Raw genomic sequence first — 22,617 nt, forward strand, 5'->3', positions numbered from 1 at the left:
CCCCCTTGAGGGAGCGGCCGAGGGCTCTACCTACAGCCGCCTGGCTAATTCAGAAATCTAGTTTATAACTCTATGCTGCTTTCCCCGAAATGATTGCAGCAGACCCTTCAATTCCATAGGCAACAATGATGTTGTACAATCTGAAGCCTATTGTGTTTTCTCTGTTTTCTGGATCTTCTGTATCGGCACGTGCAAAACGCTTGACAGTTCCGTTTGCTTTGGCAGTTGATCCTTTGTGGAATACTACAGAACTCTTACGTCCGGAAGTCTCAGAACCAAAAGGTATTTTTTCTAAGGTAGTATCATCGTACTCTGGAGTCGTTGAATCTTCATAGATGATGAATCCGTAGTAATTACGGCTAATAGCACCTTCTTTGTGGTTATGATATTGCGTGTAGAACTTTCTATCTTCATCTAATAGATCAGAACAATGATCATCTGACAATACTAGAATGCGCCCTTTCTTGGAAATACCGGCCTTATTCATTTTGGCTTGTAAAGTTCTCAAGTCTTTACTAGTCAATTTTAAGCGCCCGGTTCCATCATCTTCACCAGTGGTTTCTAATACAAAAAGGTTTTCCGTTTCATCAGCTGCTTGTGGCGCTAAACCATGCAACCCATATTCTGCAGTGGTATCCTCTAAAGTTTCACGGTGCTGCATTTGCACATCGTTTACTTTTTCATAAGGTAAGGCGTTTAGTTCGTCATCAGTCACTATAGTGTTTTCGGTATCGAACTTGTGCAAAGCCACTACTACATGGCTGTCATCTCTTTGGTTGCTAACAATAGGATAATTGGTATTATCAATTAAGACTTTAGGCGCTGCACCTCGTTTGGGAATTTTAATGGTATCGTTGTTTACCCAACTTTGTTTAGATCGTATTTCGCTTACCCACGTATGCTCATGGCGTAATTGTTTGATCATTTCCCGCTCGGCTAATTCATTTTTAACCGGTAATGCTACCGTAGTAGCAGCTGCCATTGATACAGTGCCGCCTGAATGCGCGTCTCCTGTAAAGGCATAACTAGCACCTGTAGCAATGGCTACAATTGCAATAAATAATAGAACTCTTAAGAACTTTTTCATCTGTTTTAAATTAAAGTTTAGTTTAAGTGGTTAGGCTGTTGTAAGATTTTGTTATATGTTTCTTAGCTTTTTAGTTACCGAAGTAAGCAGCTTCTAAGGCTTCCGCTTTCTCAGGATCATCTACCTTCATTTGTTCGTAAGCTTCCGGGTCTTTGCTGATGTAGTCATCCAACGTCCAATCTTTACGAGCTGCCTCAAGGTTTTTATCAGCTGGCTTTTTGGTTTTGTTGCTTAGTTTCTCTAAAGATTCAAGCCCATCAATCAACTCTTCAGTTGCTTTGTAATCGGCAGCGGCCAATTTCTCATACTGCGAAACCTGTGCTGCAGTAATCTTTTTGTCTTTTAAAGCACCGGCAACAAGTGTTTTGGCTTTGTCCTTTTTCTTGTCGTCGTCTTTTTGCTTTTTACTAGCCACAGCATCTACATGTTTAGCAGCATTCACCTTCATTTGGTTTTTAGCAGCTTCTATCTGTGCATCGGTGGCGTCTGCAGGCAATCCTAGCCATGCAATTAACTCCTCTCTGTTCATATGATAATCTTCGTTTTTGTTTGAATTAGGTTTACGTAGCTCAGGAATATTAGGAGCTCCACAAGCGACTAATGCTTGTTTCATTTCGGCATTGATTTCTTCCTCTTCATCCAAAATGAAATCAATAAGCCCTTTTTCTTTGGCCTCGGTTGCGGTCATCCAGTAATCACCTTTTGCCCATAGTTCTTCAACTTCGTCTTCAGAAATACCCATCTTTTTGGCATAGGCCTTTTTGTAAGCAGTAGTAGTATTACGCAACATTTTAAGATCGCGCTCTACTTCATCTTCATTACCACCGGTCATAAGCATTGGCTTATGAATCATAAATTGGCTATTTAAATATGCGCTTGTGGGGAAACAAGCAGCGAGGTAAGTTCCGGCACTGGCACACAATGCACCCACCGTAATTTGTACACTTTTAAAGCGCTTTAATTGGTTTACAATTTCATTAGCTTCAAACACACTACCGCCTTCTGTATTCAAATACAAATCGGCATGCGTATGTTTTTTTAGTAAATCATCTACCAAACGAGTAAATTCTTTACCGTTGTTTTCGTTCCAATTGCTAATTGCGCCTACAATGCGTAGGGAAGCTTTTCCGGCTTTACTTTCTGCAAATAGTTCTAGTTTTCTGCCTGCAGCGCCACTACCTATTATGAGTACTTTTCGACTTTTCACATGACAAAATTGAGCCTTAAAAAGGAGGCTTGAAAATTGCTATTTCTTATTAGTGGTAAATCACACCTAATTTATTTACAACCACTTACCAAATAGAAACTATAAATTTCAAGGGCGGTATTATATGTAGACTTTTGTCTTGTAAAACAGTGATACATGGCAAAAGATTCTGAAAGAAGTGTCGCCCGAATTCTATACATAGACCAGGGAAAAAGCAATAAGGAAATTGCAGAGAAACTTGGTGTACAAGAAAAAACGGTTGGCAACTGGGTTAAAAAATACGGTTGGAAAGAAGAGCGTGATGCTCGAGATAATAACGTAGATGCGCGTATTGAAAATATCAAGGCGGTAATAGATGATATTATTGCAGATAGAACAAGTGCTAGGTTAAAAATTAAGCAAGTTAAAATAGACTTAGAACACCCAAGAACTCCAGAAGACGAGGCCAAAACATTACGAGATGAATTGAGCACTTTAAAAAAAGAAATTGTTGGCTACGATGATTCCATTAGCAAATGGAATAAAACGCTTGACAACTTCAACAAAGAAAACAAGGTTTCTTTAGCCACGTATTTACATGTGATGGATGAGCTGTTTAAAGACATGCAAGCTCATAACCAGGACCTATATTTAAAAACGCTCGATTTTCAAGAGCAACACATTAGCAAAGTAAGCGTACAATTAGGATGATACTAAAAAGACTCATAGGCCTTTTAATACAAAAGGCACCGAAGGAACAATTCTATCTTGAATTAGGTTCATACTTTATAAGAAAGGGAACCGGCTACCAAGTTGGAGATGCTTTTGAATACAAACAACGTAGAACTGGCAAAGCCAAAACACTACGCATTCAAAACCTATTCTACAACTTTAAAGAAAACCGAATCACATACCGATTCGATAAGAAACCCATTTTAAACAGCGAAGCAGCAGGAGTTGAAGAGAGAGGATAAAATAGCATTAGAACGGTATAAGAAACGTTTGGAGTTTGCGCGATCAGCAGGACAAATAAATCCTTATGAAACAAAAGATGAGCAAAAAGCACGTATAGAACGTGCTAAACGTGATCCTGAATATTTAGTACAGGAGTATTTTCCTCATTATGCAACTGCAGCATGTGCAGACTTTCAAATAGAGAGTGCCATGTTAACTCTTAAAAATCCTACTATTAAATTATTTGACCAATGGGGTCGCGGTTTAGCCAAATCTGTCTGGGATGATATTATAAAACCTTTTTGGTTATGGATTCAAAATGAAGCTCATTATATGGTTGTTGTAACCGTAAATAAAGATAGAGCCGCAGAACTTGCTGAGGATTTGCGGGCAGAGTTTGAAGCTAACCCTAAAATAATACATGATTTTGGGGAACAATCTAAATCAGGCCAATGGGAAAAAGGCTTCTATATTACTAAAGACGGATTCATTGTTAAAGGGTTAGGTGCTGGGCAAAGTGTACGGGGACTTAGGGTAAAAAGTCGTAGACCTGATTACATTGTAGTTGACGATTTAGAGACAAAAGAAACAGTAAAAAACCCAGCAAGGCAAGATGAATATGTTAAATGGATAGAACGGGATTTGATACCAACAATGGACGGAAAAATCCGTCGATTTTTGTATGCTAATAATAGGTTTGCTCCGGTAATGATCCAAACTAAACTACAGGAAAAGCACCCTAAATGGAAGGTGCTACAAGTTAATGCTTATGACCCAGTGACGTATAAACCTACTTGGTGGCAAAAATATGATGACGATTATTACAGAGAGCTTGAAGACCCCGATGAAGGAATCGGAATTTTAGCTGCTCAAGCCGAATATAACAATAAACCTCATGTTGAAGGAACAATTTTTAAACAGGAAAATGTACAATGGGGAAAAATGCCTAAAATCAATCATTTCAATATCATTTTTGGTTTTTGGGATATAGCCTATGCAGGTACTAAAACAAGTGATTACAATGCTATTGTTTTACAAGGCGTAATTAATGGTGATTATTGGATTATTGATAATTTTTGTAAGCAAAGCAAAATGGCTGAAGCCGTAGCTTATATGTGTAATATTACTAAAGATTGGCTTAAACGTGCACCAACTGTAACCATACACTGGAGGTATGAGGCGCAATTTTGGAATGATGAAGTTGAACGTATTATACAAGAAGGGCAAAAACTATACAATGTAAAACTTAACATCTCTAGGTTTGATGGTCCTAAAACAAAAAAGTACGATCGTATTTTACGCCTACACCCATATTACCAAAGTGGACGTATTTATTATTCCGATAAGCTGAAAAGTAACAATGATACCCAAACCGGTATTGCTCAATTAATGGGAATAGAGCCGGGTTACAAAACACATGACGACTGGCCAGACGCCCACCAACAAGGTATTGCTTTACTAGAACCTTACAACGGTAAAGGCAAAGGAAATGGTAAAATGAAACAAGGCCGTATGAAGCCAAAACACGCTAGAATATGATCTACTTAACCAACGATGATTTAAAAGCAGATAGCATACAGCGCTATATTGATGAAAGTACAGCCGACTATACTGATGCTATAGATAAAGCTGAAGAAAAAGCAATTTCTCTGGCTAAAACGTATTTGTCCGGACGGTATGATGTAGCCACCATTTTTGATGAAGATTCACCCGTCATTGATGGGTTGTTGGTTGATATCCTGGTGAAGATTACATTGCATAAAATCTTTGGTAGAAATGCAGCGCGTAGACTTCCAACCGATATCAAAGAAGAATATGATTGGGCGGTAGCAACCTTGGAGAAAATAAACTCAGGGAAGCTTACCATTCAACTACCCAAAGCCACCGATGAAAGTGGTAATACCAAAAGCACTTCCATGTTTGGGAGCAACCGAAACGATAATTATTTCATATAACTATGTGGATACCAAAAACTATACATAACGCCATTGTTCGCTATACTTTTAAAAACACTAGTGAAGCAGCATTACGTGTCATGGCCGAAACAAAAAGTGGATCAAAAAAAGCATTGTCTGATAAGTACAATAAAGAAGCCATTACCATGGGCGTGAAAACTTTGGAAGATTGGAAGATGGGGCTATTGTTGGCAAGTGATCCTGATTCGCCTTCCTGGTACCAGTTGCAACAAGTGTATGACAACATGAAGTTAGATTTACACTTGATGGCAACAATCGACAACCGCGTGGAACCGGTACAAGCTACTCCGTTTAAATTTACGGACAAAGATGGCAATGAGGTTGAAGAGGTTAAAGAACTCTTCGAAAACATGTGGTTTATTGATTGGATTGGAATAGCACTACGCTCTAAATTTGAAGGTGTCAAAGTAATTGAAATGTTTGATCTTGATGACAACTTAGAGCTGAAGGAAGTTACCGAAATTGATATGGGAAATGTGATCCCACAAAAAGGAATTGTTACCGAAGATGCTGGAGGAGAAAGCGGATGGAACTATAAAGAAGGAATCTTGGCTAACAATTATATGCAAATTGGAGGCGATAACTATTTAGGTATGTTTGCCCAATTAACTCCTATTGTACTTGCTAAAAAACTCGGTCTTGGTTCCTGGTTAGATTACATTGATAAGTTTGGAGTTCCGGCGGTGTTTGCTATCACAGATCGTGAGGATCAAACCCGACTTGATGAACTGTTTGAGGCGCTTTCTAACTTCAAAAGCAACAATTTCATGGTTGGCCGTGGTAACGAGAATTTTCAAACCATGGAAAGCGGCAAAACTGATGCCTACAACACATTTGATAAATTGATTGATCGTGCTAACTCAGAATTGAGTAAGCGTATTTTGGGCGGTACTGGTATTACCGATGAAAAGAGTTTTGTAGGTGCTGCAACTGTACAGGAAAAAGGACTGCAAGCAAAAATCAAACTCGATAAGTTTTTCATAAGAGTATTAATCAACAAAGAATTAATACCGCGATTAGTAAAGCTTTCACCTGTTTATAAACCTTTGGAAAACCTAAAGTTTGAGTGGGATGATGCAGAATCGCTCAGCATCAAAGAATACATAGAAGCTATAAAAGACTTGTCTCAATTCTATGAGTTTGACTTGGAAGAAGTATCTCAATTGTTAGGTATGACCATCACCGCAGTAAAAAATCAATTAAACACCGATCCTCAAGACGGTGAAAAAAAAAAAGCCTGAACCAGACGTAAGCGCAATTCTTAAAGAGATTACTGCAACCTATCATGGAGCAGATTGTACTTGCGGTATGTGTTCTGGTTCTGGAGCTGCTACCATTGAAGCGCTGAGCATTGGTCAGTACGAAAAATTGATCGATACCATTGCAAAGCAATTGCATGAAGGAACTTTGAAGCCTGAACAATTAAACCAGGAACTCATTACCGAAACTTACAATGATATTGCCAAAGCAGCTAAACAAGGCTACGGGAAAGAATGGACAAGCTTTCCTGCAGATGGCAAAGGCAGCTTACCAGCCGAGCTGAAGAAAAACATTTATGCGTTTTCAGGTGTCAAAACCTATGCACAGTTAGAAGCTATCAATGAGCTGTTATACGATAAGGACGGAAAGTTACGTCCTTACAATGAGTTTGAAGTGTTGGCACGCAAACACAACCGCCAATACAATAAAAACTACCTGCAGGCAGAATACCAGACTGCAAGAACCGCAGCGCAAATGGCTGAAAAATGGGAACGCCTTCAGGAAAGTAAACACTTATTTCCAAACCTCAAATATCAAACCGTTGGTGATGATCGTGTGCGTGCGGATCATGAACGCCTGGACGGAATTATTAAACCCATTGATGATTCTTTCTGGAGTAAATACTATCCGCCTTTAGATTGGCGTTGTCGTTGCGATGTAGTGGCTACTGCAGAACCAATAAACCAATACAAGGAGGAGGATTTGCCTCCGGTACAATTCAAAGGAAACGTAGGGAAAGATAAAGAGATCTTCACGCGTAAAGGAAACTTCTTTAAACTCGCTGCAGGGAAAGAGAACGTACAACGGAACATGGAGCTTTCAAAACTGAATGCGCCCTATGAAACGGCTTTTAAAAGTGGCGGTAAAAAAGTACAAGTAAGCTTGTTTAAAGATGAAGAGGATTTTGAACAAAACTACAATGCAGCGATGGTTTTGGCCGATCAACTTGCTATAGATGTTTTCATTCGTCCGCATATCAATGTAGACGGTCATAAAAACCCTGAATACTTGATCAATAATAAACTAAGTGATCTTAAGTGGAAGTTTAAAACTGACAATTACAAAGGCATATCAAACGCTTTTAACGCTGCCAAAAAACAAGATCTGGAAAGCATTGTTTTCGATTTTTCGTATGCTTTTAAAAATCTAGATATTGAAAAAGTTAAAGACGCTGTGGCAATGAAGGTTAACGCTAATAGCGGTAAACGTTACGAAGGTTTGTATTTTATCTACGGATCTAAAGCGGTGTATGTAACCAGGGAAGAAATTTTAAATAATCAGTTATTAGAAAAACTTAAAACGATAAAAGCCGACTCATAAAGAATCGGCTTTTACGACGAAGCTTGAGATTACTCCCGCGCTTCACTGCAAATATACAAATAATTATGAGCAAACTACAAATACCTGATTTTTTAGGCATTGCAACACAATTAAAAAAAGATACACGGCTATATGCACGGAGGTATTGTTTGCAATGGTTTGATGATAGTTTCAAAAATCAAGGGTTTACAGATGCAGCTTTTGAAGCATGGCCAAAACGAGATCCTGATAAAGATCCGGGTAGAGCTATTTTAACAGACACCACTTTTCTCCGGAGAAGTTTGGCCGTACTTAATGAAGATGCTACCAGTATGCAATTTGGTACACACGTACCTTATGCAGCGGTTCATAACGATGGCTTACGCGTTAGAACTGTGCAAAACGTTAGAGGTTTTCACCGCAATAGAAAAGGCAAAAGAGAACAGGTAAAACCACACACCAGGAGACGAGATACTAAGTACAAGCAACGCAAATTTATTGGCGAAAGTAAACAGATGATGGATAACCTGGACCAATGGCTTTTAAACGAGATTGAAAAACGCTTTAAACAGTAATTAATTATGAATTTTAGCAACCTTTATAAAGAACTATCTACCATGATCACCGATACCATTGACGGTATTCGTTGGGTAGACTTGTGGAACTCTCAAGTGTATAATTTAGACACCGAAGCTCCTTTTCCTGCACCTGCAGTATTCATGGCTTTTAGAAGTAACACGATGCAAGACATGAGTGCCAAAGTGCAAAGCGTACAACTGCAGGTTGATTTCTTTCTGTTTTATGAGACATTCCTGGATACTTTCAACGGAGCCTACAACCAAGATGAAGCGCTCAGTTATTTGGAGCATTTAGACAGCTTAAACGCTTTATTTCATGGAAGCCATGGAGAACACTACAGCAACATGAAACGTATTAACTTTAGTCCGGTTGATACCGGTGGCGCTGGTAATTTATACAGCGTAACCTATACGTGTGATTTTGTTGATAGAACCGCTCAAAAGCAATGGGATGAAGGAAGCTTTGCAGATCTTACAATTGATCCTGCTGCAGAAGGTAATAAGTTTATTGTTGATTAAAACTCCACTTTTAGCTGTGAAATCGTGGGTAGTGGTTTTCTATTGAATACAATGTTTTCAATTGTTTTGGGCGATTTGTAGAACTTTTTCGCAATCGCATTCAGAATGTAGGCAGTAGTGAACTTTTGCACTCCATACTCTTGTATGTTGCTCATACGGTCAAACTCACTCTTGATATCCTTGTGCAAACGTATTGTTGTCTCCCTCACTGCCATTATGACAAAGATATATGAAAAAGGGAATAAAAAAAAAGCCACTGTAGTAGTGGCTTTTTTTATGTATATATTTAGAAGGCTTTATGGTATTGTTGGTCCTCCAATTTTATTCCATGTGTTTTGTAAGGCTTCTGCAAAAATTATACTTTCCTCAATAGCCTTTTTATCTCTTGATGAAAGTGTGAAATCTTCAATATTTTGCTCTCCCTGAAATCTTACTTTTACAGGCTCTTTACCTGTATAGTGTGCTATTGCTTTTGCTACATCTGGCGAATTATTGGTGTATTGATTCACCTCCCAAACATCGCCTCCGCTTAAATCTGTTTTATGTCTTTTATCAAAGGTGTTTATATTTTCAGATGTAATCACATCATTTCCGAGCTTTACTTTTATATTTTGATGGAATACCCAATCACTACCATGATAATTACTCTGTAAGTAGTAGCTTCCATCTTTTCTAATATATACTACCAATGCATTCCTGTTTGGCCAATACTTTCCAAATCGTTTGTGGTTAATCCACACTTGATCATTAAATTCATCCTCTTCAAATAAAAAGTCTTTTTTTAATGAATCTACTATGCGAACATTTTTTTCAAAAATAGCTGCGTCTATTTTTTTTTGTTCTGCAAGTTTTTCAGCTTGTTCAATTGAGTCTTGAACTTTTTGCTTTTTAATATTAGCCTCATATTCCGTTTCGGGAGCTAAAAGACCAAACAAAACGAGGAAAATAAAAAGCCCCACAAATGATAAAATAATAATTTTTACTGCTTTCATAGTTTTTATTTAAAAGTTAATTATTTATTTCTTTAAGCCATACAATAGCATAATAACCATTGTGTGTTTGGGCTTGTGGTTGTTGAGCATAGTAACTTATATCTTCAACAACAAAACCATTCTCTGTAGTATTTAAATACCACTTACAAGTTTTCTGGGGGATTTCGGAACTATTGTCTATCTTTTCTTCAAAGATAACATTTCCATTTATAATATTTTTATACTGAACAAAGTAACTCATGTTTCAAATATATGGTATTATTCACTTATACTTTTACGGTAATCCGCAAGTGATATTTCTTTGTAGATTGTTTTTATTGAAGCATACGTATTCTCAGGAGCTGCTATTATCACTTTATCCTCATATCCTGTTTCTATTTTAATGCCTTCAAACATCAACGTAGGGTCATATGGTGACTCTAATGCTAAAGCATGGTATCTGACTTTTTCAAGTATTTCATAAAAGTAGTATGGGATGAATATCTTTAACTTTGTAGATGCTTCTAATCCCAACTCATATTTTAATTCATAAATGGATCTTGAAATTTTTCTAAAAAGTTTATCCTGGATGACTTCATAAGAAAACAAATATTCCTCACCATAAATAGCTACCGATATTCTTGGGTTTGTATTCATAAATCAAATTTAAATTCGTTAGGGTTAAATTGAACTGTGTAGTTGTTGCCAATCATTTTTTTGCTGATCATTCCGAGTTGCACATTATCATAACATAAAATATATTGTGCATAACCTGCTGATTGATGAAAAACGCGTGTTATTTTGGGAGTATCATTTGCTTTGCTGAATGGCCTTTTTGTGTAGTTGGCAATGACTTCTTTAATCACTTCCTCTTCGGTTTTAATCATGGCGGTGTCTATACCACTATCTAAATCATAAAAATCCGGTAGGTTTTTTAGGGAACCATCCAGTATCATTTTAAGAGCTTCTGAAGCTCTACTTAAAAAAATGGCTTTTTCCATACTTATTCAGTTGGCGGATTAAGCACAAACCTTGCTTTGGCTCTGCACCAGGTTTCGCATTGGTTTACATCATGGCAGGTGCATTTTGGTAGTTGATGTTGTATAAGCGCCTCGGCTTGGCACTCTTCCCAAAACTCCATGATCTTCTCTGTAGTGAAACCGAGCTCCAGTAGAACCCGGTTTATTTTGACAACTTCTTTACGAAGTTTATTGAGCTTTTTGTTGTTCATTTTCTTGTAGCTTTTGTTCTAATTCTTCTCTCTTAATAAGAAGCTCCTGAAGTTCTATTTTATTCTTGGTGAGCTTACTTTTTCCAAATAGGTAGGTTTCATCTGTATAATCAGGTATTAATAGTTCCTTTTGTTTCAATTCATAGCATGTAAGCGCCTTAGTTACTTTGGTTATAACGCCTTTCTTTGCACTGATTCTATTTTTCAAGTGCTGAATATCCTCTTGAAGTATTTTAAGGTTATCTTTTTCTTCTTTCCTGATTTTGACAAACCTCACCAAGTTTTTAGGATATTTTATTTGTAATAAACAGGCTCTATACCTAAAGTACCATTCCCATTTCATAAACTGGTCTAGCTTATAACCTTCCCATTTATACTCTTCAATAATATTCCCATTGTGGTATTTACCATCCCAAACGGCAATATGAGCAGAAAACACAAGTCTATCTACTCCCGGATGGGGCGTTAACTCTTCAGGTATTGGGCGTTGATCTGTAAACATGGTTAAAACATACTTGTTTGTGTTCCTTCTGGGGTTGGGTAAAAAATAGTATCGGTTCCTAGAGTTACATAGTGTTCGGTACCGTAAGTAAATAATTGTGCTGCGTAACCACGATCTCGTAAACCTTCGTTTACTTCTATATTGCTTTGATTGTAGTTTAAAGGTTTTAGAGTTCCTTTATATTGTTTTAGTGGCACTACTTTACACGCCGTTGCCCATAAATATCCAGATACTCCTGAAGATGCATAACCTGTAATAACATACAAAGCATTAGCATAGGTAAACAGCTTCTTTGCTTTATTATTAGAAAGTTCTTCCACACTGCTATGTCTACAAAAATTTTCTAATACTGGGTAGGGTATATAATGTTTGTTACTCATACTTAAAATCTGTCCATTGAATTAATATTTTTTGCCATGCTTGTAAGGTCTAAGACTATTGTATCTCATTTTCGCTTTTATGTGTTGTTCTAAATCCACGCCTTTAAATGCTGCTAAATCCATAACACGTATCATGATATCAGCAAGTTCATCCTCAAAAGTATCTTTACATGACATCTTAAATATTACAATAAACTGGTCATCATCTTCAATATTTAAATCTTCCTTCAATGTTCTCCCGTCAATAGTCCAGTTTTCATTGTGTAAATCACAATATTTTTGGTTTCTATCGGCTTCTAAAGCTTCGCTTACTTCACTATGTATAAGGCAAAGCATTTCACCAACATTTTTCTTATCCTCATAAAAGCCTTTTGCTTTATTATTACTGTGTATCTCTTTTGAAAGTTCGTTAATCATAATTTTTACTATTTTTAAGTGTGATTTTTGAATGGCTTAAATATCAGTTGTTTGGCTTTCTGCGGTGTATTTATGAAATAGTTCGCGGGTTTGTGATCTGCGTACTTATTATGACCGCTGTTTTATTGGCTTTTTGGTTTATTATCATCTGGCCATATCATTATTTGTGATATCTGGTAAAAAGCCGATATTATGAATTATCGGATATTTAGTAGATATAAACCCTGTGCCGGGGAAAAAAGCATTTCGACTTTTGTTTGGGTTTGGTGACACAGGGTTATGGTTGGGGTTTAATATTCGTCGTTATATCTTTTCTGGTTTAACCAGGTTACTAAGTGTGCTTTGGCTTCTCTGCTGCGTTGCAAGTAGGCATCGTAATGAGGCAATTGCATAAAGCATTTAATCTTGTTTTCCTCACTCAGCTTGTTCCATGCTTTCTGGCTGTGTTCTTTTTTCACTTTCTTGTCGTATAAGTTCCAAAAGGCATCAAAAGAAATATCTGCAGGGGAACGATCTACCTTGAATACTTTTTTGTAATTGGGAAGCTTCATCCATTTTTCACGCATCAAAGATTCCTTAGCGGGGAAATTCTCGCTGTAAAGCCAAAACATCTGCTTATCGCTCATTTCCCCCTCTTCAATTTGAAACGCTCTAAGAATGCCGTTTAAATCATATTTAAACAAGAATACAAGACCGTTTGCTAGTCCGGTTGCGCGATATGTTGTTAGGGGTTGTTTCATGTTAAATACTTTAGAGTGTCAAGCATGATAGCAACTAACACTCTCGAATTTTTTGAAGTGTGTTTGACAGTCACTATTTGATCATCCTTTATTAAAATTTGCATTTCCAGATAGGTGTCGTTCACAAAGTTCACCTGTATTGTCCAAAGCTTTTTAAGTTTAACCTTGATCGAGTTATCTTCATTTTTTACGATGGTTCGTCCCCACGTGAGTAAACATACCTTGTTTAATTTATTCATCACATCAATCCACTCAGCTCCAAGCTCAGGATTGATTCCTTCATCTTTCCAATCGTTTGCTGTCATCATAATTTTTGATTGATTTCATTAATCGTTTTTTGAATCAGTGTCTTTTGGTAGGTCGTATCAGCGGTTCCTATAAGGTCTATAAGAATAGCATGCAGCGACCAAGCTTCATAATACTTGAATGAGATCTTAATTTTCTTATCGGCTTCAAACAAGTTGTGTTTCTTGAGCTGCGATTTCACTTTCTTTTCAAATGTCTCTGCTAGTTGAAATCCGATCGACTTATGCACTTTTTGCAACACCTCAATATTTCCAATGCTAAAGCAATACACGTTTTGCAGTACATGGCTAATGGCTATCAAAGTATCTGGTGATAGTTTCAGTTCTACTTTCATATATTAAAGTTTTAACCATCTTTTGGCTAGGCTTCTATACTCAGATGCATATTGCCTTACATTACCTTTAAAATCAATTTGCAAACATTGCCATTTACCTCCTGGTTGTTGTGCTATAAAACGACCAGCTTTAGGGTTTTCAATAAGCGCATTCATTTCTTCTATGGTGATTTCGTTTATCATTTAACAATCTGTTTTAGGTTCGGTTAAAAATTGATTACACACCAGGCATTTTACTCTGGTGGTCTCGCAAGTGGCCATGTGTTCTACAACTACAATGGTTTGCTGATCTTCTGGATGGCTGCATTTTTCTACTTCCATATACTTTTGAAAAGGCCTTTAAGTGCCTTGATGATTTTCTCTAGTTCAGTATTATTCATGTCCAAAAGCGGTTTTTTAACCGGTGCTTTGTACTTGAGCCATTTGGCAAAGCGTTCTAAATCTGGTACCTCTTTACCATTTACCTCGCAGGTGTATTGGCATTGGTACAACAAGGAAAGAATCAACTTGTGTTTGGGGTTGCTCTTGGAAAAGTTCCCCCAGTTCTCAGGTTTGTGTGGTCGTTGGCCAAGCTTCTCAAGGATCTTGTTAGCCTGGTCAAACGAAAGATCGTTGGTTGAGATCTTGTTTACATCTTCAGTAGCCCATTGCACAAACTCTTCTTTGATATCGCGTGTAGGAGCGTTGATGTGTATGAGTTGTTTTTGCTTTTTAGTTGCTTCCATTTTTGCGTTGTTCTATGATTAAGAAGATGATCAACGGTATTGCGATCATCCATGAAATGTATAAGACTGCTTCTTGCATTGTTTTCTATTGTTCCCCGGACAGGATTCGAACCTGTATCTCTCCGCTGATATTTGAGCGCTTCGTTACCTATTACACCACCGGGGTTTAGGTTATTTCTTAGACTTGTTTTTCTATAATTTTTTCTTTAGCTCTTTTGAGTTCTTGTACATCACTTTTTATTTCCTTTTTAATAATTTCATGACGGTACTTAAATTCTGCTTCCGTTCGTGAATCAAAAGTTGATTCAACATATTCCACATATCTAAAAAGTTGAGATTTAAGTTCTATTCTTTCATTAATGGCTTTTATTGCTTCTTTCATTATTTCTTAGACTTGTTTTTCTTTTTAGCTGCTTCTTGCTGCTTGGCTAATTGGAGCGCTTTCAAGGCTTCTTGTCGGCGCTCCTGGTTGTATGTGTAACTATTGGGTATCATTAGTACGTTGCTTTACAATGTTTCTTAAATCGTGGATTGTTAATTACATGATTGTAATACCTGGTCCAAGCTTGTTGTTCTTGGTGAGTGAGTTCGGTTCTGCAGATGTACTTATCGTTACCTTCTTTAAAGATGTGCTTGCCATTGATTATATATGACTCATGATCTGTTACGGGTATTATAATGATGTTATGCTTTCCCATCTTTCTCAGGTATTAAGAATGAAACATCAAACTCTTCAGGAAAAGGAACGGAGGAAATGTTCAAGGGTAGCTCCATCTTGTTCCCATCCTTGTCTACCGTGTTTGCCTTAATGAAAAAGCTAGTACGATTGGGAGCATAACTATCTTTTATAATTTGAATACCGTCTGTAAACGTCTCGTTATTTAGCTTGTCTGCTAGACTGATTAGCTCTAAAACTCGAGAGCTTTTTAAATTACCTTTTGCATCACGCTTTAAAAGTTGGTTGATGATGGTAATGGTTTCAGCATCGGCATCTTTAGAGGCTAAAGATTGAATGTACTGGTTGATTTTAGCTATACCGCTGTTTACGGTGTCATCCCAGTTGTCTACAATATTGTAGCCTATGGTAACACTGCGGCCTTTAGCGTCTGAAAAGGTATGTGTTTGTTGCTCTTCTTTTACTCCGTATACTTCATACTTCATTTCTAAAATAGACTGCAACTGTGTATACACGTTCTTTTTTACCTCCATCAGCTTTGCAGTGGCCTCGGCAATGGTATCAATCAAAGCCGGAACCGTTTGGTATACCAACTCTTTATAGGCTTTTCTATCCTTTTCTCTTTCGGCACGTTTCTCTCTCAAGGCTGCTGCCAATTCTGCTTCTGTAAATCCGTTTAATGTGCTCATATTATTTGATTAATTTTTTTAATGTTGTGTAAATAGTTTCTGCGGTGGTTTGGGTGGCTAGTTCAAGAGCCAATCGAGGGGAACCGCTGTGTTGTATAGATGCTTCCTTATCTTTAAACTTGGCTGAGATGATTAGCTTCTCAGCACCGTTAATAGCATCTTTTTTTATTTTATAAGTAACCTCCCCATCTTCTACATTAAATCTTTTCATAAGGGTTAGGCTGCTTTTTCTTTTTCTGCTAACTCACGCTCAGCTTCTCGTTTATCCTTTTCAATTAATACTCTGTTTGGGTGGTTTGGGTTGTTTTGTAACCACCAAGACAACTCTTCAATTCTGTTTTTCAACTGGGTTGGTGTTCTCATGTTTAATTGATGTTTAAATGACTAATCAGTGTTAATTTCAGGGGAGCGCTATATTGTAGAGCTGTTTGTTTGGCTCTGTGTATTTCGTCTAACATTGGGCGCTTGTTTAAAGCTCCATGCTCTAAATATTCCATGTACATGGTAAACATGGCCTTGGTGCTTAAATGCTGACTGGCTGTGTTGGCTACTTCTAAGAACTTAGCTGTTTGACGCTGTATATTAGCGTTGAAGAAATTACTAATGGCTGTGTTGGCTAGCATGTTTTGGAATCCTCTAAGATTGGGAGACCAACGATTGCACCATTCGATGTACAGATCAAGCATAAACTTCTCTAGCTTGTCTGGTGTTAAACCTAAGATTTCATGTAATTGTTTCATTTTCTATTCTGAATTAGTACCGTTTACTTTTTCGTATCCTTCTTTCCAAATAATGAATTGACCACCGTTAGGTCCTATGGTTCTACCTTTGCAGCTGGCTAAGTAGCCGCTTACAAAAATTTTCATCTTAGCATCATACATGATACTCTTTTCAAGTTCCGATCGTGGTTGGCTTCCTTGTGCATGACCGGTAATGATTAAGATCTTGTTTCTGTGTTTCCTTTTGAATTGTAAGTACTCTTCAAAGTTTTTAAAGAAGTACACACCCGAATCTATGATGCCAACCTTGGCGCTTCGCTGTTTACTCAGAAAAGCATCAAACTCTTCCATTGGGTAGGTCTGAGCTTTGAATTTATCTTCTACATCTACCATCTGTACAAGCTCAGTTCGCTCTATGAATTCTGCGTCATCCGTTTCCTCTTCCAAAGGATTGTAATGCACACTTTCATGTTTTGCGATTTCCTTTGCTAATTGCATAATGAACGTACTCTTTCCACTTCCTGAACCTCCCCAAACAAACCACACACCTCTGTTTTGTGGTTGGCTAAACGCTTCATAGAATTCACCTTCAAAAGGCAGTCGCTCAATTTTTTGATTGACAATATTGGCGACTGTCAATGCCTTTTTTAGCTTCATACATACATAGTGTCTGGAATTCCTAAAACTGTTCTCACCAAGTTCTCTGTCAATGGTTGCTTGGTTTCGTCTGCTTCTCGTAAAGCTGGCACCAGGGCATCGTGTAACTCTCCATAGTTTTCACAATTACGCTGCAAAAATGTTCGTAACTTTCTGTCGTTGATATCCGTTAAAAAGGTTGCGAAACTGCGATCTATTGGAGGTAATTGGCGAATACCAAATTTGATACGTCTGTAAAACTGTGGTATTCCGGCCTTGTTACGCTTACGAAGGCGATCAATGTTATCTATTAACTGATCTGTACCGATCAACACTAAAGAACAATGCTCATGAATGTTATCATACAACTCTTTACACGCGCATAGCGCAGGTTGTTTCATGTATTCAGACTCATCAAAAACGATCATCGGAGAGAAGCCTAAAGCCTTTAACTCTCTTAGCTTTTTAGCGATGTCGCGAATCTTTTTAGACTTGGTTTTACCTGTTGAAATGTTTAATTGCTCAATGATCTTATCAATCAAATCTCCTAAGTTATCAGAGCTACCAACTTTAAGCGTAAACACATCTTGCGGATGTTTTTTAGCAAACAGATCTAGAGCGTATGTTTTTCCTGCACCGGTGTCACCAATAATTACATTGGTAGATCCGTTTTGTTTTGCAGTTTGAAGATTGGATAAAATTGTGTTCAATTGATCGGTTGGTTGAAGCTCCCAATATTCCTTTTTGGTAGAAATACCAACCAACTCGGCCAAAGCGTAAAAGTGTTTTGCAGGAATCAATCCGGTTTTACCACCGGCATCATACATAAAGTTGCTCTCTTCTTTGATGATGATATTTACATACTCTTTACGAACACCGCTTTTTTTGGCAACGTCGGCTTGAGATATACCGTGCGTAGTAATAAAATCTCTAACTCCTTGTGCAATCTGTTGTTTAAGTGTGGTTTCCATTATAGATAATCGTTTAGGTTCACTTTATTTTTATGATAAGCAGCTTGGTTCTGGTTCCAAGACTGCTGCTTTTCTTCTTGTGTTTTGTTGTGCTCAACTTCAATAAGCTCTCTGGAACGTCCGGAAACTTGGTTGCGTTGGTTTTTGTGTTGTCCGTGGCTGTCTACGAGAATCAATTTTGCAAGGGTGTCTTGTAGTGCTGGCTTTTGAAATAAATCATCCAGGATATCGTAGTTCTTGCTGCGTGTGTCTGTGATATATTGCATCACATCGCTGTTGAATTGCTTCACCTGTTCCAGTTGCTTGGCATCGTCCTGTTGACGATCGGCCAAAGCCATAGATTGAACATATTTCTGTTGTAGTATAAATTGATAGGTTCCTATCTCTTGTTTAATCTTGCCACCTTTAACCTCTACATTTACAGCTAGTACTTTGCTTAGGTCAGCAGGATCATACTTGATCATCCAGTCAAGGTGTGATTGCTTTCTGAATTCCATATCAAAAGAGTCAAAACACAACTTAGCTCCGTTGATGGTAGGAGTTAAACCTTCCGGCATTAGTTTGTTGCTGTATCCTGTGGTATCTCCTAAGAAATTCAAATAGGTTTCAAAACTCATTTGGCTGCGCATTTCCTGTGCTACTGCTTGCCATTGGTTTACGTAGTCTTCGCTCTTTTTGGCTCTGTCTTGTTCAAGAGCGGCTTCCAACTGTCTACGACAACCCGCTTCATCTGGAAACTGGTGGCGTAATTTGTTCAACATTTCATCGTTTGGTTGGTTAGCAGATCCGCTGCTAACATTATGACCAGACCAATTGTCAAACATTTGGCAGTATTCTTTATTAAAGCGGTTAAACCAAGGCTCAATCACTTTAGATTTTGCATTTTTCACCTTTGCAGGTGTGTAGTGTGTGCTACAAGCTTCATATATTGGGGTTAAGTTTCCTTTTCCGTAGTGGTCAGATTGCAGTTGATATGGTCTGTAGAAATTACCAAACAACTCCTGAGTATGTTGCATAGCATTTCGTAAAGCTTCCTTAATCAATTGCGGGTTCTCGTGCGTTCCTATGGCATATCCAACCGGATATTTATTGAACGGATCTAACACTACAACCATGGTTAAGCGGTTGGTGTAAGTGGTAACTGCATAACCGGATTTATTGGTAGTGCTTTTTTGATAAAGCAACTCAGCATCCCAACCATCCAACGTCCAGTATAACATTGGAGCACTTGGTTTCATACGTTTGTTTTGCATCAGCACTTTATTACTTAGTGCGTTCGCTCCATTTCTACCTGCAAATACAACAAGGTTGTTTTCCTCTTTACGATTGGCTACGGTTTGTGCGGTGATGGTTTTCCAACCAATTCGCTCCGATACCGTATTGTAAAGACTTGCCACTTGCATATTATCAAGGTTGGTGTGTTTAGCAAGCAACTCATCAAGTAGAGCAAGTTGTTCATCTTCTTTCACCTTAGCAGCGTTGTTATTGGTCAGTTTTTTAGAGACCAGGGAAATGTATCCCTCATTTTGGTAAGCATTCACTTTTCTACGCAAACCGCCCGGTGTATTAGGAAGGTTGTGATCTACATCTCTAAATGCGTTTACATCTTTGCTCAGGCTTTCCCAAATGTTCAAATTAGCCACACCCAAGGCTTTTGCATACGCTTTTCGGTTGGTCTTAATTTTGATTACAGTATTCAACACACTGGCGTTGTAGGTGTAGCGCTCAATAAATGTGGTAGACAGCTTTTTCTCATTATTGTCTCCGTATCTGTGTGCTGCATAGAAATCAAAAGCAGCACGATCACTGGAATAGTTAGCAGCGAACCAACTTCTTTTAACTTCTTTCTGAGGTTCACCAAATCGAAGATTTAAACGATCTTTAAATTCTTGTGATAAAGAACTGTAAAGTACAAGCCCATCAAAATTGAGTGAAGCTCTGCGCAATTGCTTTTCTGTACATGTGGCACTTTTAGTGCGTTTGTGTAAAGCATTGTAAGAGATAAGCTTTAAGCTTTCGTCAACCGCATTTCTATCAGAAATGAGAAAGCTAAGCTTAACGCCTAGTTTATTTTCATAATATTCATACGGGGTTCTACGCATAACTTATAGGTTATTCAACAAATTGGTTACTTCATCTTCCATGATCTTGTAATCACTCTTAATCTTCTCAGAAGTCTCTGATTCTCTACTACCATTTAAGCTCATGGTGATAAATCTTTTACTTACTCCATACTTCTCAATTAATCTATTGAGGATTTCCGCATTGTATGTTTTGGATTTATTCATAGTTTTGTTCTCGTTATAGGAACAAATATACAAAATATTGAATACTAAACAATATATTGAATGAATAATTTTGAAGAAATTGGTGCTCGATTCCGTATTTACTTAGAATATAAAGGTATAGGAATCAATGAAGCCGCTAGGAAAACTGGTGTTTCAGGTAGTCAGATAAGCAATATTGTGAATGGAAAGAACTTTGGTACCGATAAATTATTCAATATTTTGAATGTATTTACAGATTTAAGTTCTGAGTGGTTGTTTTTTGAACAGGGCGAAATGATAAAATCTGAAGATGTAGTTAGCGAACCAAATAAGGTTTACAAATTAAAGACCGATACCTTGGTGAACTCTCAAGAGATTCCTTTGTATAATGTGGAGGCATCGGCCGGAATAGTTGGTTTGTTCAATTCTCATAATGATAAAGTGCAACCAGTAGACTATATAAGTATACCAAACTTACCTAAGTGTGATGGAGCTCTGTATGTTTCTGGAGACAGTATGTATCCATTACTTAAATCAGGTGACATTGTTATGTACAAAGAGATAAATGATATTATTAATAATATCTTTTGGGGAGAAATGTATTTGATCAGCATTGATGTAGATGGTGAGGAGTATGTATCAATTAAATGGATTCAAAAAAGTGATAAGGGAGAGGACTTCATACGCTTAGTAAGTGAAAACAGGCACCATCAACCAAAAGACATTCCTTTAGGAAAAGTACGTGCCATGGCATTTATAAAGGCTAGCATTCGTATAAATTCTATGATATAAATATTAATTAATTGATTTACAGTTAATTAATTAAAAAATCCTATAATTTTGTTGTACTTACGGGGTGTAACTCGGTATGTTTTTTTGATGTTTTAGCTATCAACTGTGTATTATAGGTGTCAACTAAAGTGCTTTTTAAATCACTTTCAGGCTACCCATTAGGCTACCCAATAGGCAACCCATACTTTTAAATTGTACATTTTTGGAAAGTAGATGAAGAGCGTTTAAACCATGATGCATGATCGTTTAAATACAGTTGAAACCAGTAATTAAACTTGTTGAAATAGCTTATTTTACGGCCTTTAAGGCGTTTTTGTGTATCTTGTAACGGTGAGATAGTAAAAAAGCGGCATAGAGCCGCTGTAATGGTTTTTAAAATGGTAGTTCAATGGTACTAAATGGTGCTTATTGTACCGTTCGTATTTTCGACCTTTTTGCACCTTTTTATCTTGAAAGCCTTATAAACACTAGCTTTTTCGACCTTTTTATATATTAAGTACTATGTACATTTTGTTTTAGCCCCTATACAAATAACTAATAGTAGCGTATAAGTAGTTGATTTAACCTTTATTAAAGAATAAGTTTATAATTATGTTAGGAAATAGCTAAAATTAATTTGAGCACTCTTCTTTTTTGTAACTTGTGCCTACTTTAATAAACCAAATAAATTAAAAATTATAATATGAAAAAATTTATTCTAACATTCATTATAGCAGCTTCTCTTATGGTGAGTTGTAATACTGCTCCTAAGGAAAAATCTACAGAAAAAAAATTGGATATGAGCATGGTTCCTGCGGCTAAAATAGATTCGTTAAAATTAGAATGGACAGGTTATAAGACAACTGCTAAAACTCCGGTTTCTGGTGTGTTTAAAGAAGTGTCTGTTTCTGGTGAAAATAAAAAAGCTGCAAGTCCTGAAGAAGTACTTAACGGAGCTACATTTACAGCCTCTGTTGCAAGTTTATTTTCGGGTAATGAAATTAGAGACCCAAAATTAATAGACATCTTTTTTGGTACTATGGTTAATACACCAGAGTTAAAAGGAGTATTGCATTTAGAAGAAAAACCATTTTTATCTATTACTATGAATGATGTAACAAAAGAAGTGCCAGTAACTACTTCTTTTAAAGATGGGGTATATAGAGTAGAAGGTGATGTGAAATTAGCAGATTTTAATGCCATACCGGCTGTAGAAGCTATAGCTAAAGCATGTTATGAATTACATACAGGTATTGACGGTGTTAGTAAAACTTGGGATGAAGCACACTTTAAAGGATCTGTTTATTTTGCTCAGAAATAATTAGTTTAGAGATACCTTTAAAAGGTTTATATATGAAATCGCCCTGTAAGGATATACCTTGCAGGGCGATTTTCTGTTAATTATTCAGTTAATGCAAAATAT

At 37.2% G+C, this 22,617-nt stretch carries 35 protein-coding genes; 11 read left to right on the plus strand and 24 right to left on the minus strand.

Features of this window, described 5'->3' with window-relative positions; genetic code table 11:
- Positions 1-70 precede the first annotated feature (70 nt).
- The gene (locus NBRC110019_RS03770; protein ID WP_281752530.1) at positions 71-1,087 is read right to left on the minus strand and encodes a hypothetical protein; all 1,017 of its coding nucleotides are present in this window, start codon (positions 1,085-1,087) and stop codon (positions 71-73) included.
- Between the two features lie 70 nt (positions 1,088-1,157).
- Complete coding sequence (locus NBRC110019_RS03775) at positions 1,158-2,294, minus strand: Clp protease ClpP (protein WP_281752532.1); 1,137 nt, start codon at positions 2,292-2,294, stop codon at positions 1,158-1,160.
- 156 nt (positions 2,295-2,450) lie between these two features.
- Here NBRC110019_RS03775 and NBRC110019_RS03780 point away from each other — a divergent pair, with 156 nt between their 5' ends.
- The 8 genes from NBRC110019_RS03780 (at position 2,451) to NBRC110019_RS03815 (ending at position 8,859) form a co-directional block, all read left to right on the plus strand.
- Positions 2,451-2,984: a terminase gpP N-terminus-related DNA-binding protein gene (locus NBRC110019_RS03780; RefSeq protein ID WP_281752534.1), complete on the plus strand. Its 534-nt coding sequence runs from the start codon at positions 2,451-2,453 to the stop codon at positions 2,982-2,984.
- Positions 2,981-3,247 carry a hypothetical protein gene (locus NBRC110019_RS03785; RefSeq protein ID WP_281752536.1) on the plus strand — a complete coding sequence of 89 codons (267 nt, stop codon included), beginning with the start codon at positions 2,981-2,983 and terminating at the stop codon, positions 3,245-3,247. Before NBRC110019_RS03780 ends, NBRC110019_RS03785 begins: the two co-directional genes overlap by 4 nt.
- A complete protein-coding gene (locus NBRC110019_RS03790) occupies positions 3,231-4,766 on the plus strand; it encodes a hypothetical protein (RefSeq protein WP_281752538.1) in 1,536 nt (511 codons plus the stop codon). Before NBRC110019_RS03785 ends, NBRC110019_RS03790 begins: the two co-directional genes overlap by 17 nt.
- Positions 4,763-5,182 (plus strand): phage protein Gp36 family protein, encoded by a 420-nt coding sequence (locus NBRC110019_RS03795; protein WP_281752540.1) that lies wholly within the window; start codon positions 4,763-4,765, stop codon positions 5,180-5,182. The genes NBRC110019_RS03790 and NBRC110019_RS03795 overlap by 4 nt, the downstream gene beginning before the upstream one ends.
- Positions 5,183-5,184: 2 nt before the next feature.
- The gene (locus NBRC110019_RS03800) at positions 5,185-6,444 is read left to right on the plus strand and encodes a phage portal protein family protein (RefSeq protein ID WP_281752542.1); all 1,260 of its coding nucleotides are present in this window, start codon (positions 5,185-5,187) and stop codon (positions 6,442-6,444) included.
- Between the two features lie 151 nt (positions 6,445-6,595).
- On the plus strand, positions 6,596-7,783 hold the full coding sequence (locus tag NBRC110019_RS03805; RefSeq protein ID WP_281752544.1) for a phage minor head protein: 1,188 nt from the start codon (positions 6,596-6,598) through the stop codon (positions 7,781-7,783).
- Between the two features lie 65 nt (positions 7,784-7,848).
- Positions 7,849-8,337, plus strand: coding sequence for a phage virion morphogenesis family protein (locus NBRC110019_RS03810; protein ID WP_281752546.1), 489 nt, complete (start codon positions 7,849-7,851; stop codon positions 8,335-8,337).
- 6 nt (positions 8,338-8,343) lie between these two features.
- Positions 8,344-8,859 (plus strand): hypothetical protein, encoded by a 516-nt coding sequence (locus NBRC110019_RS03815; protein WP_281752548.1) that lies wholly within the window; start codon positions 8,344-8,346, stop codon positions 8,857-8,859.
- Here NBRC110019_RS03815 and NBRC110019_RS03820 read toward each other — a convergent pair.
- The 14 genes from NBRC110019_RS03820 to NBRC110019_RS03885 form a co-directional block, all read right to left on the minus strand.
- Positions 8,856-9,074, minus strand: coding sequence for a hypothetical protein (locus NBRC110019_RS03820; RefSeq protein WP_281752550.1), 219 nt, complete (start codon positions 9,072-9,074; stop codon positions 8,856-8,858). The genes NBRC110019_RS03815 and NBRC110019_RS03820 overlap by 4 nt on opposite strands.
- 81 nt (positions 9,075-9,155) lie before the next feature.
- On the minus strand, positions 9,156-9,851 hold the full coding sequence (locus NBRC110019_RS03825) for a hypothetical protein (protein WP_281752552.1): 696 nt from the start codon (positions 9,849-9,851) through the stop codon (positions 9,156-9,158).
- Between the two features lie 16 nt (positions 9,852-9,867).
- On the minus strand, positions 9,868-10,092 hold the full coding sequence (locus NBRC110019_RS03830; protein WP_281752554.1) for a hypothetical protein: 225 nt from the start codon (positions 10,090-10,092) through the stop codon (positions 9,868-9,870).
- Between the two features lie 17 nt (positions 10,093-10,109).
- Entirely contained in the window at positions 10,110-10,487 is a 378-nt protein-coding gene (locus tag NBRC110019_RS03835) for a hypothetical protein (protein WP_281752556.1), read from the minus strand.
- Entirely contained in the window at positions 10,484-10,831 is a 348-nt protein-coding gene (locus NBRC110019_RS03840) for a hypothetical protein (protein ID WP_281752558.1), read from the minus strand. The genes NBRC110019_RS03835 and NBRC110019_RS03840 overlap by 4 nt, the downstream gene beginning before the upstream one ends.
- 207 nt (positions 10,832-11,038) lie before the next feature.
- A complete protein-coding gene (locus NBRC110019_RS03845; protein ID WP_281752560.1) occupies positions 11,039-11,563 on the minus strand; it encodes a hypothetical protein in 525 nt (174 codons plus the stop codon).
- Between the two features lie 2 nt (positions 11,564-11,565).
- Complete coding sequence (locus NBRC110019_RS03850; protein WP_281752562.1) at positions 11,566-11,943, minus strand: hypothetical protein; 378 nt, start codon at positions 11,941-11,943, stop codon at positions 11,566-11,568.
- Between the two features lie 21 nt (positions 11,944-11,964).
- Entirely contained in the window at positions 11,965-12,360 is a 396-nt protein-coding gene (locus NBRC110019_RS03855; RefSeq protein WP_281752563.1) for a nucleoside triphosphate pyrophosphohydrolase family protein, read from the minus strand.
- Positions 12,361-12,650: 290 nt separating this feature from the next.
- Positions 12,651-13,100 (minus strand): LvrA C-terminal domain-related protein, encoded by a 450-nt coding sequence (locus tag NBRC110019_RS03860; protein WP_281752565.1) that lies wholly within the window; start codon positions 13,098-13,100, stop codon positions 12,651-12,653.
- Positions 13,097-13,408 (minus strand): hypothetical protein, encoded by a 312-nt coding sequence (locus tag NBRC110019_RS03865; RefSeq protein ID WP_281752567.1) that lies wholly within the window; start codon positions 13,406-13,408, stop codon positions 13,097-13,099. The genes NBRC110019_RS03860 and NBRC110019_RS03865 overlap by 4 nt, the downstream gene beginning before the upstream one ends.
- Positions 13,405-13,740: a hypothetical protein gene (locus tag NBRC110019_RS03870; RefSeq protein ID WP_281752569.1), complete on the minus strand. Its 336-nt coding sequence runs from the start codon at positions 13,738-13,740 to the stop codon at positions 13,405-13,407. The genes NBRC110019_RS03865 and NBRC110019_RS03870 overlap by 4 nt, the downstream gene beginning before the upstream one ends.
- Before the next feature lie 3 nt (positions 13,741-13,743).
- Positions 13,744-13,923, minus strand: coding sequence for a hypothetical protein (locus tag NBRC110019_RS03875; RefSeq protein ID WP_281752571.1), 180 nt, complete (start codon positions 13,921-13,923; stop codon positions 13,744-13,746).
- A gap of 128 nt (positions 13,924-14,051) precedes the next feature.
- Positions 14,052-14,465 carry a hypothetical protein gene (locus NBRC110019_RS03880; RefSeq protein ID WP_281752573.1) on the minus strand — a complete coding sequence of 138 codons (414 nt, stop codon included), beginning with the start codon at positions 14,463-14,465 and terminating at the stop codon, positions 14,052-14,054.
- Positions 14,466-14,643: 178 nt separating this feature from the next.
- The gene (locus NBRC110019_RS03885; protein ID WP_281752575.1) at positions 14,644-14,847 is read right to left on the minus strand and encodes a hypothetical protein; all 204 of its coding nucleotides are present in this window, start codon (positions 14,845-14,847) and stop codon (positions 14,644-14,646) included.
- A gap of 130 nt (positions 14,848-14,977) precedes the next feature.
- Between NBRC110019_RS03885 and NBRC110019_RS03890 the strand changes: the two genes are divergently transcribed.
- Complete coding sequence (locus NBRC110019_RS03890; protein ID WP_281752578.1) at positions 14,978-15,118, plus strand: hypothetical protein; 141 nt, start codon at positions 14,978-14,980, stop codon at positions 15,116-15,118.
- A gap of 31 nt (positions 15,119-15,149) precedes the next feature.
- On the opposite strand, the gene NBRC110019_RS03895 is transcribed toward NBRC110019_RS03890, so the two are convergent.
- From NBRC110019_RS03895 to NBRC110019_RS03930, 8 genes are read right to left on the minus strand one after another with little or no spacing between them, the layout of a single operon-like run.
- Complete coding sequence (locus NBRC110019_RS03895) at positions 15,150-15,830, minus strand: DUF3164 family protein (protein WP_281752580.1); 681 nt, start codon at positions 15,828-15,830, stop codon at positions 15,150-15,152.
- 1 nt (position 15,831) lies between these two features.
- On the minus strand, positions 15,832-16,041 hold the full coding sequence (locus NBRC110019_RS03900; RefSeq protein WP_281752582.1) for a hypothetical protein: 210 nt from the start codon (positions 16,039-16,041) through the stop codon (positions 15,832-15,834).
- Positions 16,042-16,046: 5 nt separating this feature from the next.
- Positions 16,047-16,193 carry a hypothetical protein gene (locus NBRC110019_RS03905; protein ID WP_281752584.1) on the minus strand — a complete coding sequence of 49 codons (147 nt, stop codon included), beginning with the start codon at positions 16,191-16,193 and terminating at the stop codon, positions 16,047-16,049.
- Between the two features lie 2 nt (positions 16,194-16,195).
- On the minus strand, positions 16,196-16,570 hold the full coding sequence (locus tag NBRC110019_RS03910) for a hypothetical protein (RefSeq protein WP_281752586.1): 375 nt from the start codon (positions 16,568-16,570) through the stop codon (positions 16,196-16,198).
- 3 nt (positions 16,571-16,573) lie between these two features.
- On the minus strand, positions 16,574-17,188 hold the full coding sequence (locus NBRC110019_RS03915; protein ID WP_281752588.1) for an ATP-binding protein: 615 nt from the start codon (positions 17,186-17,188) through the stop codon (positions 16,574-16,576).
- Between the two features lie 14 nt (positions 17,189-17,202).
- Positions 17,203-18,156 (minus strand): AAA family ATPase, encoded by a 954-nt coding sequence (locus NBRC110019_RS03920; protein ID WP_281752590.1) that lies wholly within the window; start codon positions 18,154-18,156, stop codon positions 17,203-17,205.
- Complete coding sequence (locus NBRC110019_RS03925; RefSeq protein WP_281752592.1) at positions 18,156-20,258, minus strand: hypothetical protein; 2,103 nt, start codon at positions 20,256-20,258, stop codon at positions 18,156-18,158. The genes NBRC110019_RS03920 and NBRC110019_RS03925 overlap by 1 nt, the downstream gene beginning before the upstream one ends.
- A 3-nt stretch (positions 20,259-20,261) precedes the next feature.
- On the minus strand, positions 20,262-20,444 hold the full coding sequence (locus tag NBRC110019_RS03930) for a hypothetical protein (protein ID WP_281752594.1): 183 nt from the start codon (positions 20,442-20,444) through the stop codon (positions 20,262-20,264).
- Positions 20,445-20,504: 60 nt separating this feature from the next.
- Between NBRC110019_RS03930 and NBRC110019_RS03935 the strand changes: the two genes are divergently transcribed.
- Both NBRC110019_RS03935 and NBRC110019_RS03940 read left to right on the plus strand, forming a co-directional pair.
- A complete protein-coding gene (locus tag NBRC110019_RS03935) occupies positions 20,505-21,215 on the plus strand; it encodes a LexA family transcriptional regulator (RefSeq protein ID WP_281752596.1) in 711 nt (236 codons plus the stop codon).
- A 682-nt stretch (positions 21,216-21,897) separates the two neighbouring features.
- Complete coding sequence (locus NBRC110019_RS03940; protein WP_281752598.1) at positions 21,898-22,515, plus strand: YceI family protein; 618 nt, start codon at positions 21,898-21,900, stop codon at positions 22,513-22,515.
- Positions 22,516-22,617 lie beyond the last annotated feature (102 nt).

The organism is Neptunitalea chrysea (genome assembly GCF_027924145.1).
GTDB classification, from domain to species: Bacteria; Bacteroidota; Bacteroidia; order Flavobacteriales; family Flavobacteriaceae; genus Neptunitalea; species Neptunitalea chrysea.

Bases quoted from the DNA above. Each gene is read 5' to 3' on its own strand.
- NBRC110019_RS03820 (WP_281752550.1), bottom strand. From the start codon at position 9,074: ATGGCAGTGAGGGAGACAACAATACGTTTGCACAAGGATATCAAGAGT.
- NBRC110019_RS03920 (WP_281752590.1), bottom strand. From the start codon at position 18,156: ATGGAAACCACACTTAAACAACAGATTGCACAAGGAGTTAGAGATTTT.
- NBRC110019_RS03800 (WP_281752542.1), top strand. From the start codon at position 5,185: ATGTGGATACCAAAAACTATACATAACGCCATTGTTCGCTATACTTTT.
- NBRC110019_RS03870 (WP_281752569.1), bottom strand. From the start codon at position 13,740: ATGAAAGTAGAACTGAAACTATCACCAGATACTTTGATAGCCATTAGC.
- NBRC110019_RS03885 (WP_281752575.1), bottom strand. From the start codon at position 14,847: ATGAAAGAAGCAATAAAAGCCATTAATGAAAGAATAGAACTTAAATCT.
- NBRC110019_RS03845 (WP_281752560.1), bottom strand. From the start codon at position 11,563: ATGTTTACAGATCAACGCCCAATACCTGAAGAGTTAACGCCCCATCCG.
- NBRC110019_RS03860 (WP_281752565.1), bottom strand. From the start codon at position 13,100: ATGAAACAACCCCTAACAACATATCGCGCAACCGGACTAGCAAACGGT.
- NBRC110019_RS03925 (WP_281752592.1), bottom strand. From the start codon at position 20,258: ATGCGTAGAACCCCGTATGAATATTATGAAAATAAACTAGGCGTTAAG.
- NBRC110019_RS03930 (WP_281752594.1), bottom strand. From the start codon at position 20,444: ATGAATAAATCCAAAACATACAATGCGGAAATCCTCAATAGATTAATT.
- NBRC110019_RS03815 (WP_281752548.1), top strand. From the start codon at position 8,344: ATGAATTTTAGCAACCTTTATAAAGAACTATCTACCATGATCACCGAT.
- NBRC110019_RS03825 (WP_281752552.1), bottom strand. From the start codon at position 9,851: ATGAAAGCAGTAAAAATTATTATTTTATCATTTGTGGGGCTTTTTATT.
- NBRC110019_RS03810 (WP_281752546.1), top strand. From the start codon at position 7,849: ATGAGCAAACTACAAATACCTGATTTTTTAGGCATTGCAACACAATTA.
- NBRC110019_RS03895 (WP_281752580.1), bottom strand. From the start codon at position 15,830: ATGAGCACATTAAACGGATTTACAGAAGCAGAATTGGCAGCAGCCTTG.
- NBRC110019_RS03850 (WP_281752562.1), bottom strand. From the start codon at position 11,943: ATGAGTAACAAACATTATATACCCTACCCAGTATTAGAAAATTTTTGT.
- NBRC110019_RS03830 (WP_281752554.1), bottom strand. From the start codon at position 10,092: ATGAGTTACTTTGTTCAGTATAAAAATATTATAAATGGAAATGTTATC.
- NBRC110019_RS03910 (WP_281752586.1), bottom strand. From the start codon at position 16,570: ATGAAACAATTACATGAAATCTTAGGTTTAACACCAGACAAGCTAGAG.
- NBRC110019_RS03865 (WP_281752567.1), bottom strand. From the start codon at position 13,408: ATGATGACAGCAAACGATTGGAAAGATGAAGGAATCAATCCTGAGCTT.
- NBRC110019_RS03935 (WP_281752596.1), top strand. From the start codon at position 20,505: ATGAATAATTTTGAAGAAATTGGTGCTCGATTCCGTATTTACTTAGAA.
- NBRC110019_RS03840 (WP_281752558.1), bottom strand. From the start codon at position 10,831: ATGGAAAAAGCCATTTTTTTAAGTAGAGCTTCAGAAGCTCTTAAAATG.
- NBRC110019_RS03855 (WP_281752563.1), bottom strand. From the start codon at position 12,360: ATGATTAACGAACTTTCAAAAGAGATACACAGTAATAATAAAGCAAAA.
- NBRC110019_RS03900 (WP_281752582.1), bottom strand. From the start codon at position 16,041: ATGAAAAGATTTAATGTAGAAGATGGGGAGGTTACTTATAAAATAAAA.
- NBRC110019_RS03940 (WP_281752598.1), top strand. From the start codon at position 21,898: ATGAAAAAATTTATTCTAACATTCATTATAGCAGCTTCTCTTATGGTG.
- NBRC110019_RS03785 (WP_281752536.1), top strand. From the start codon at position 2,981: ATGATACTAAAAAGACTCATAGGCCTTTTAATACAAAAGGCACCGAAG.
- NBRC110019_RS03875 (WP_281752571.1), bottom strand. From the start codon at position 13,923: ATGATAAACGAAATCACCATAGAAGAAATGAATGCGCTTATTGAAAAC.
- NBRC110019_RS03905 (WP_281752584.1), bottom strand. From the start codon at position 16,193: ATGAGAACACCAACCCAGTTGAAAAACAGAATTGAAGAGTTGTCTTGG.
- NBRC110019_RS03780 (WP_281752534.1), top strand. From the start codon at position 2,451: ATGGCAAAAGATTCTGAAAGAAGTGTCGCCCGAATTCTATACATAGAC.
- NBRC110019_RS03880 (WP_281752573.1), bottom strand. From the start codon at position 14,465: ATGGAAGCAACTAAAAAGCAAAAACAACTCATACACATCAACGCTCCT.
- NBRC110019_RS03770 (WP_281752530.1), bottom strand. From the start codon at position 1,087: ATGAAAAAGTTCTTAAGAGTTCTATTATTTATTGCAATTGTAGCCATT.
- NBRC110019_RS03795 (WP_281752540.1), top strand. From the start codon at position 4,763: ATGATCTACTTAACCAACGATGATTTAAAAGCAGATAGCATACAGCGC.
- NBRC110019_RS03835 (WP_281752556.1), bottom strand. From the start codon at position 10,487: ATGAATACAAACCCAAGAATATCGGTAGCTATTTATGGTGAGGAATAT.
- NBRC110019_RS03890 (WP_281752578.1), top strand. From the start codon at position 14,978: ATGTTTCTTAAATCGTGGATTGTTAATTACATGATTGTAATACCTGGT.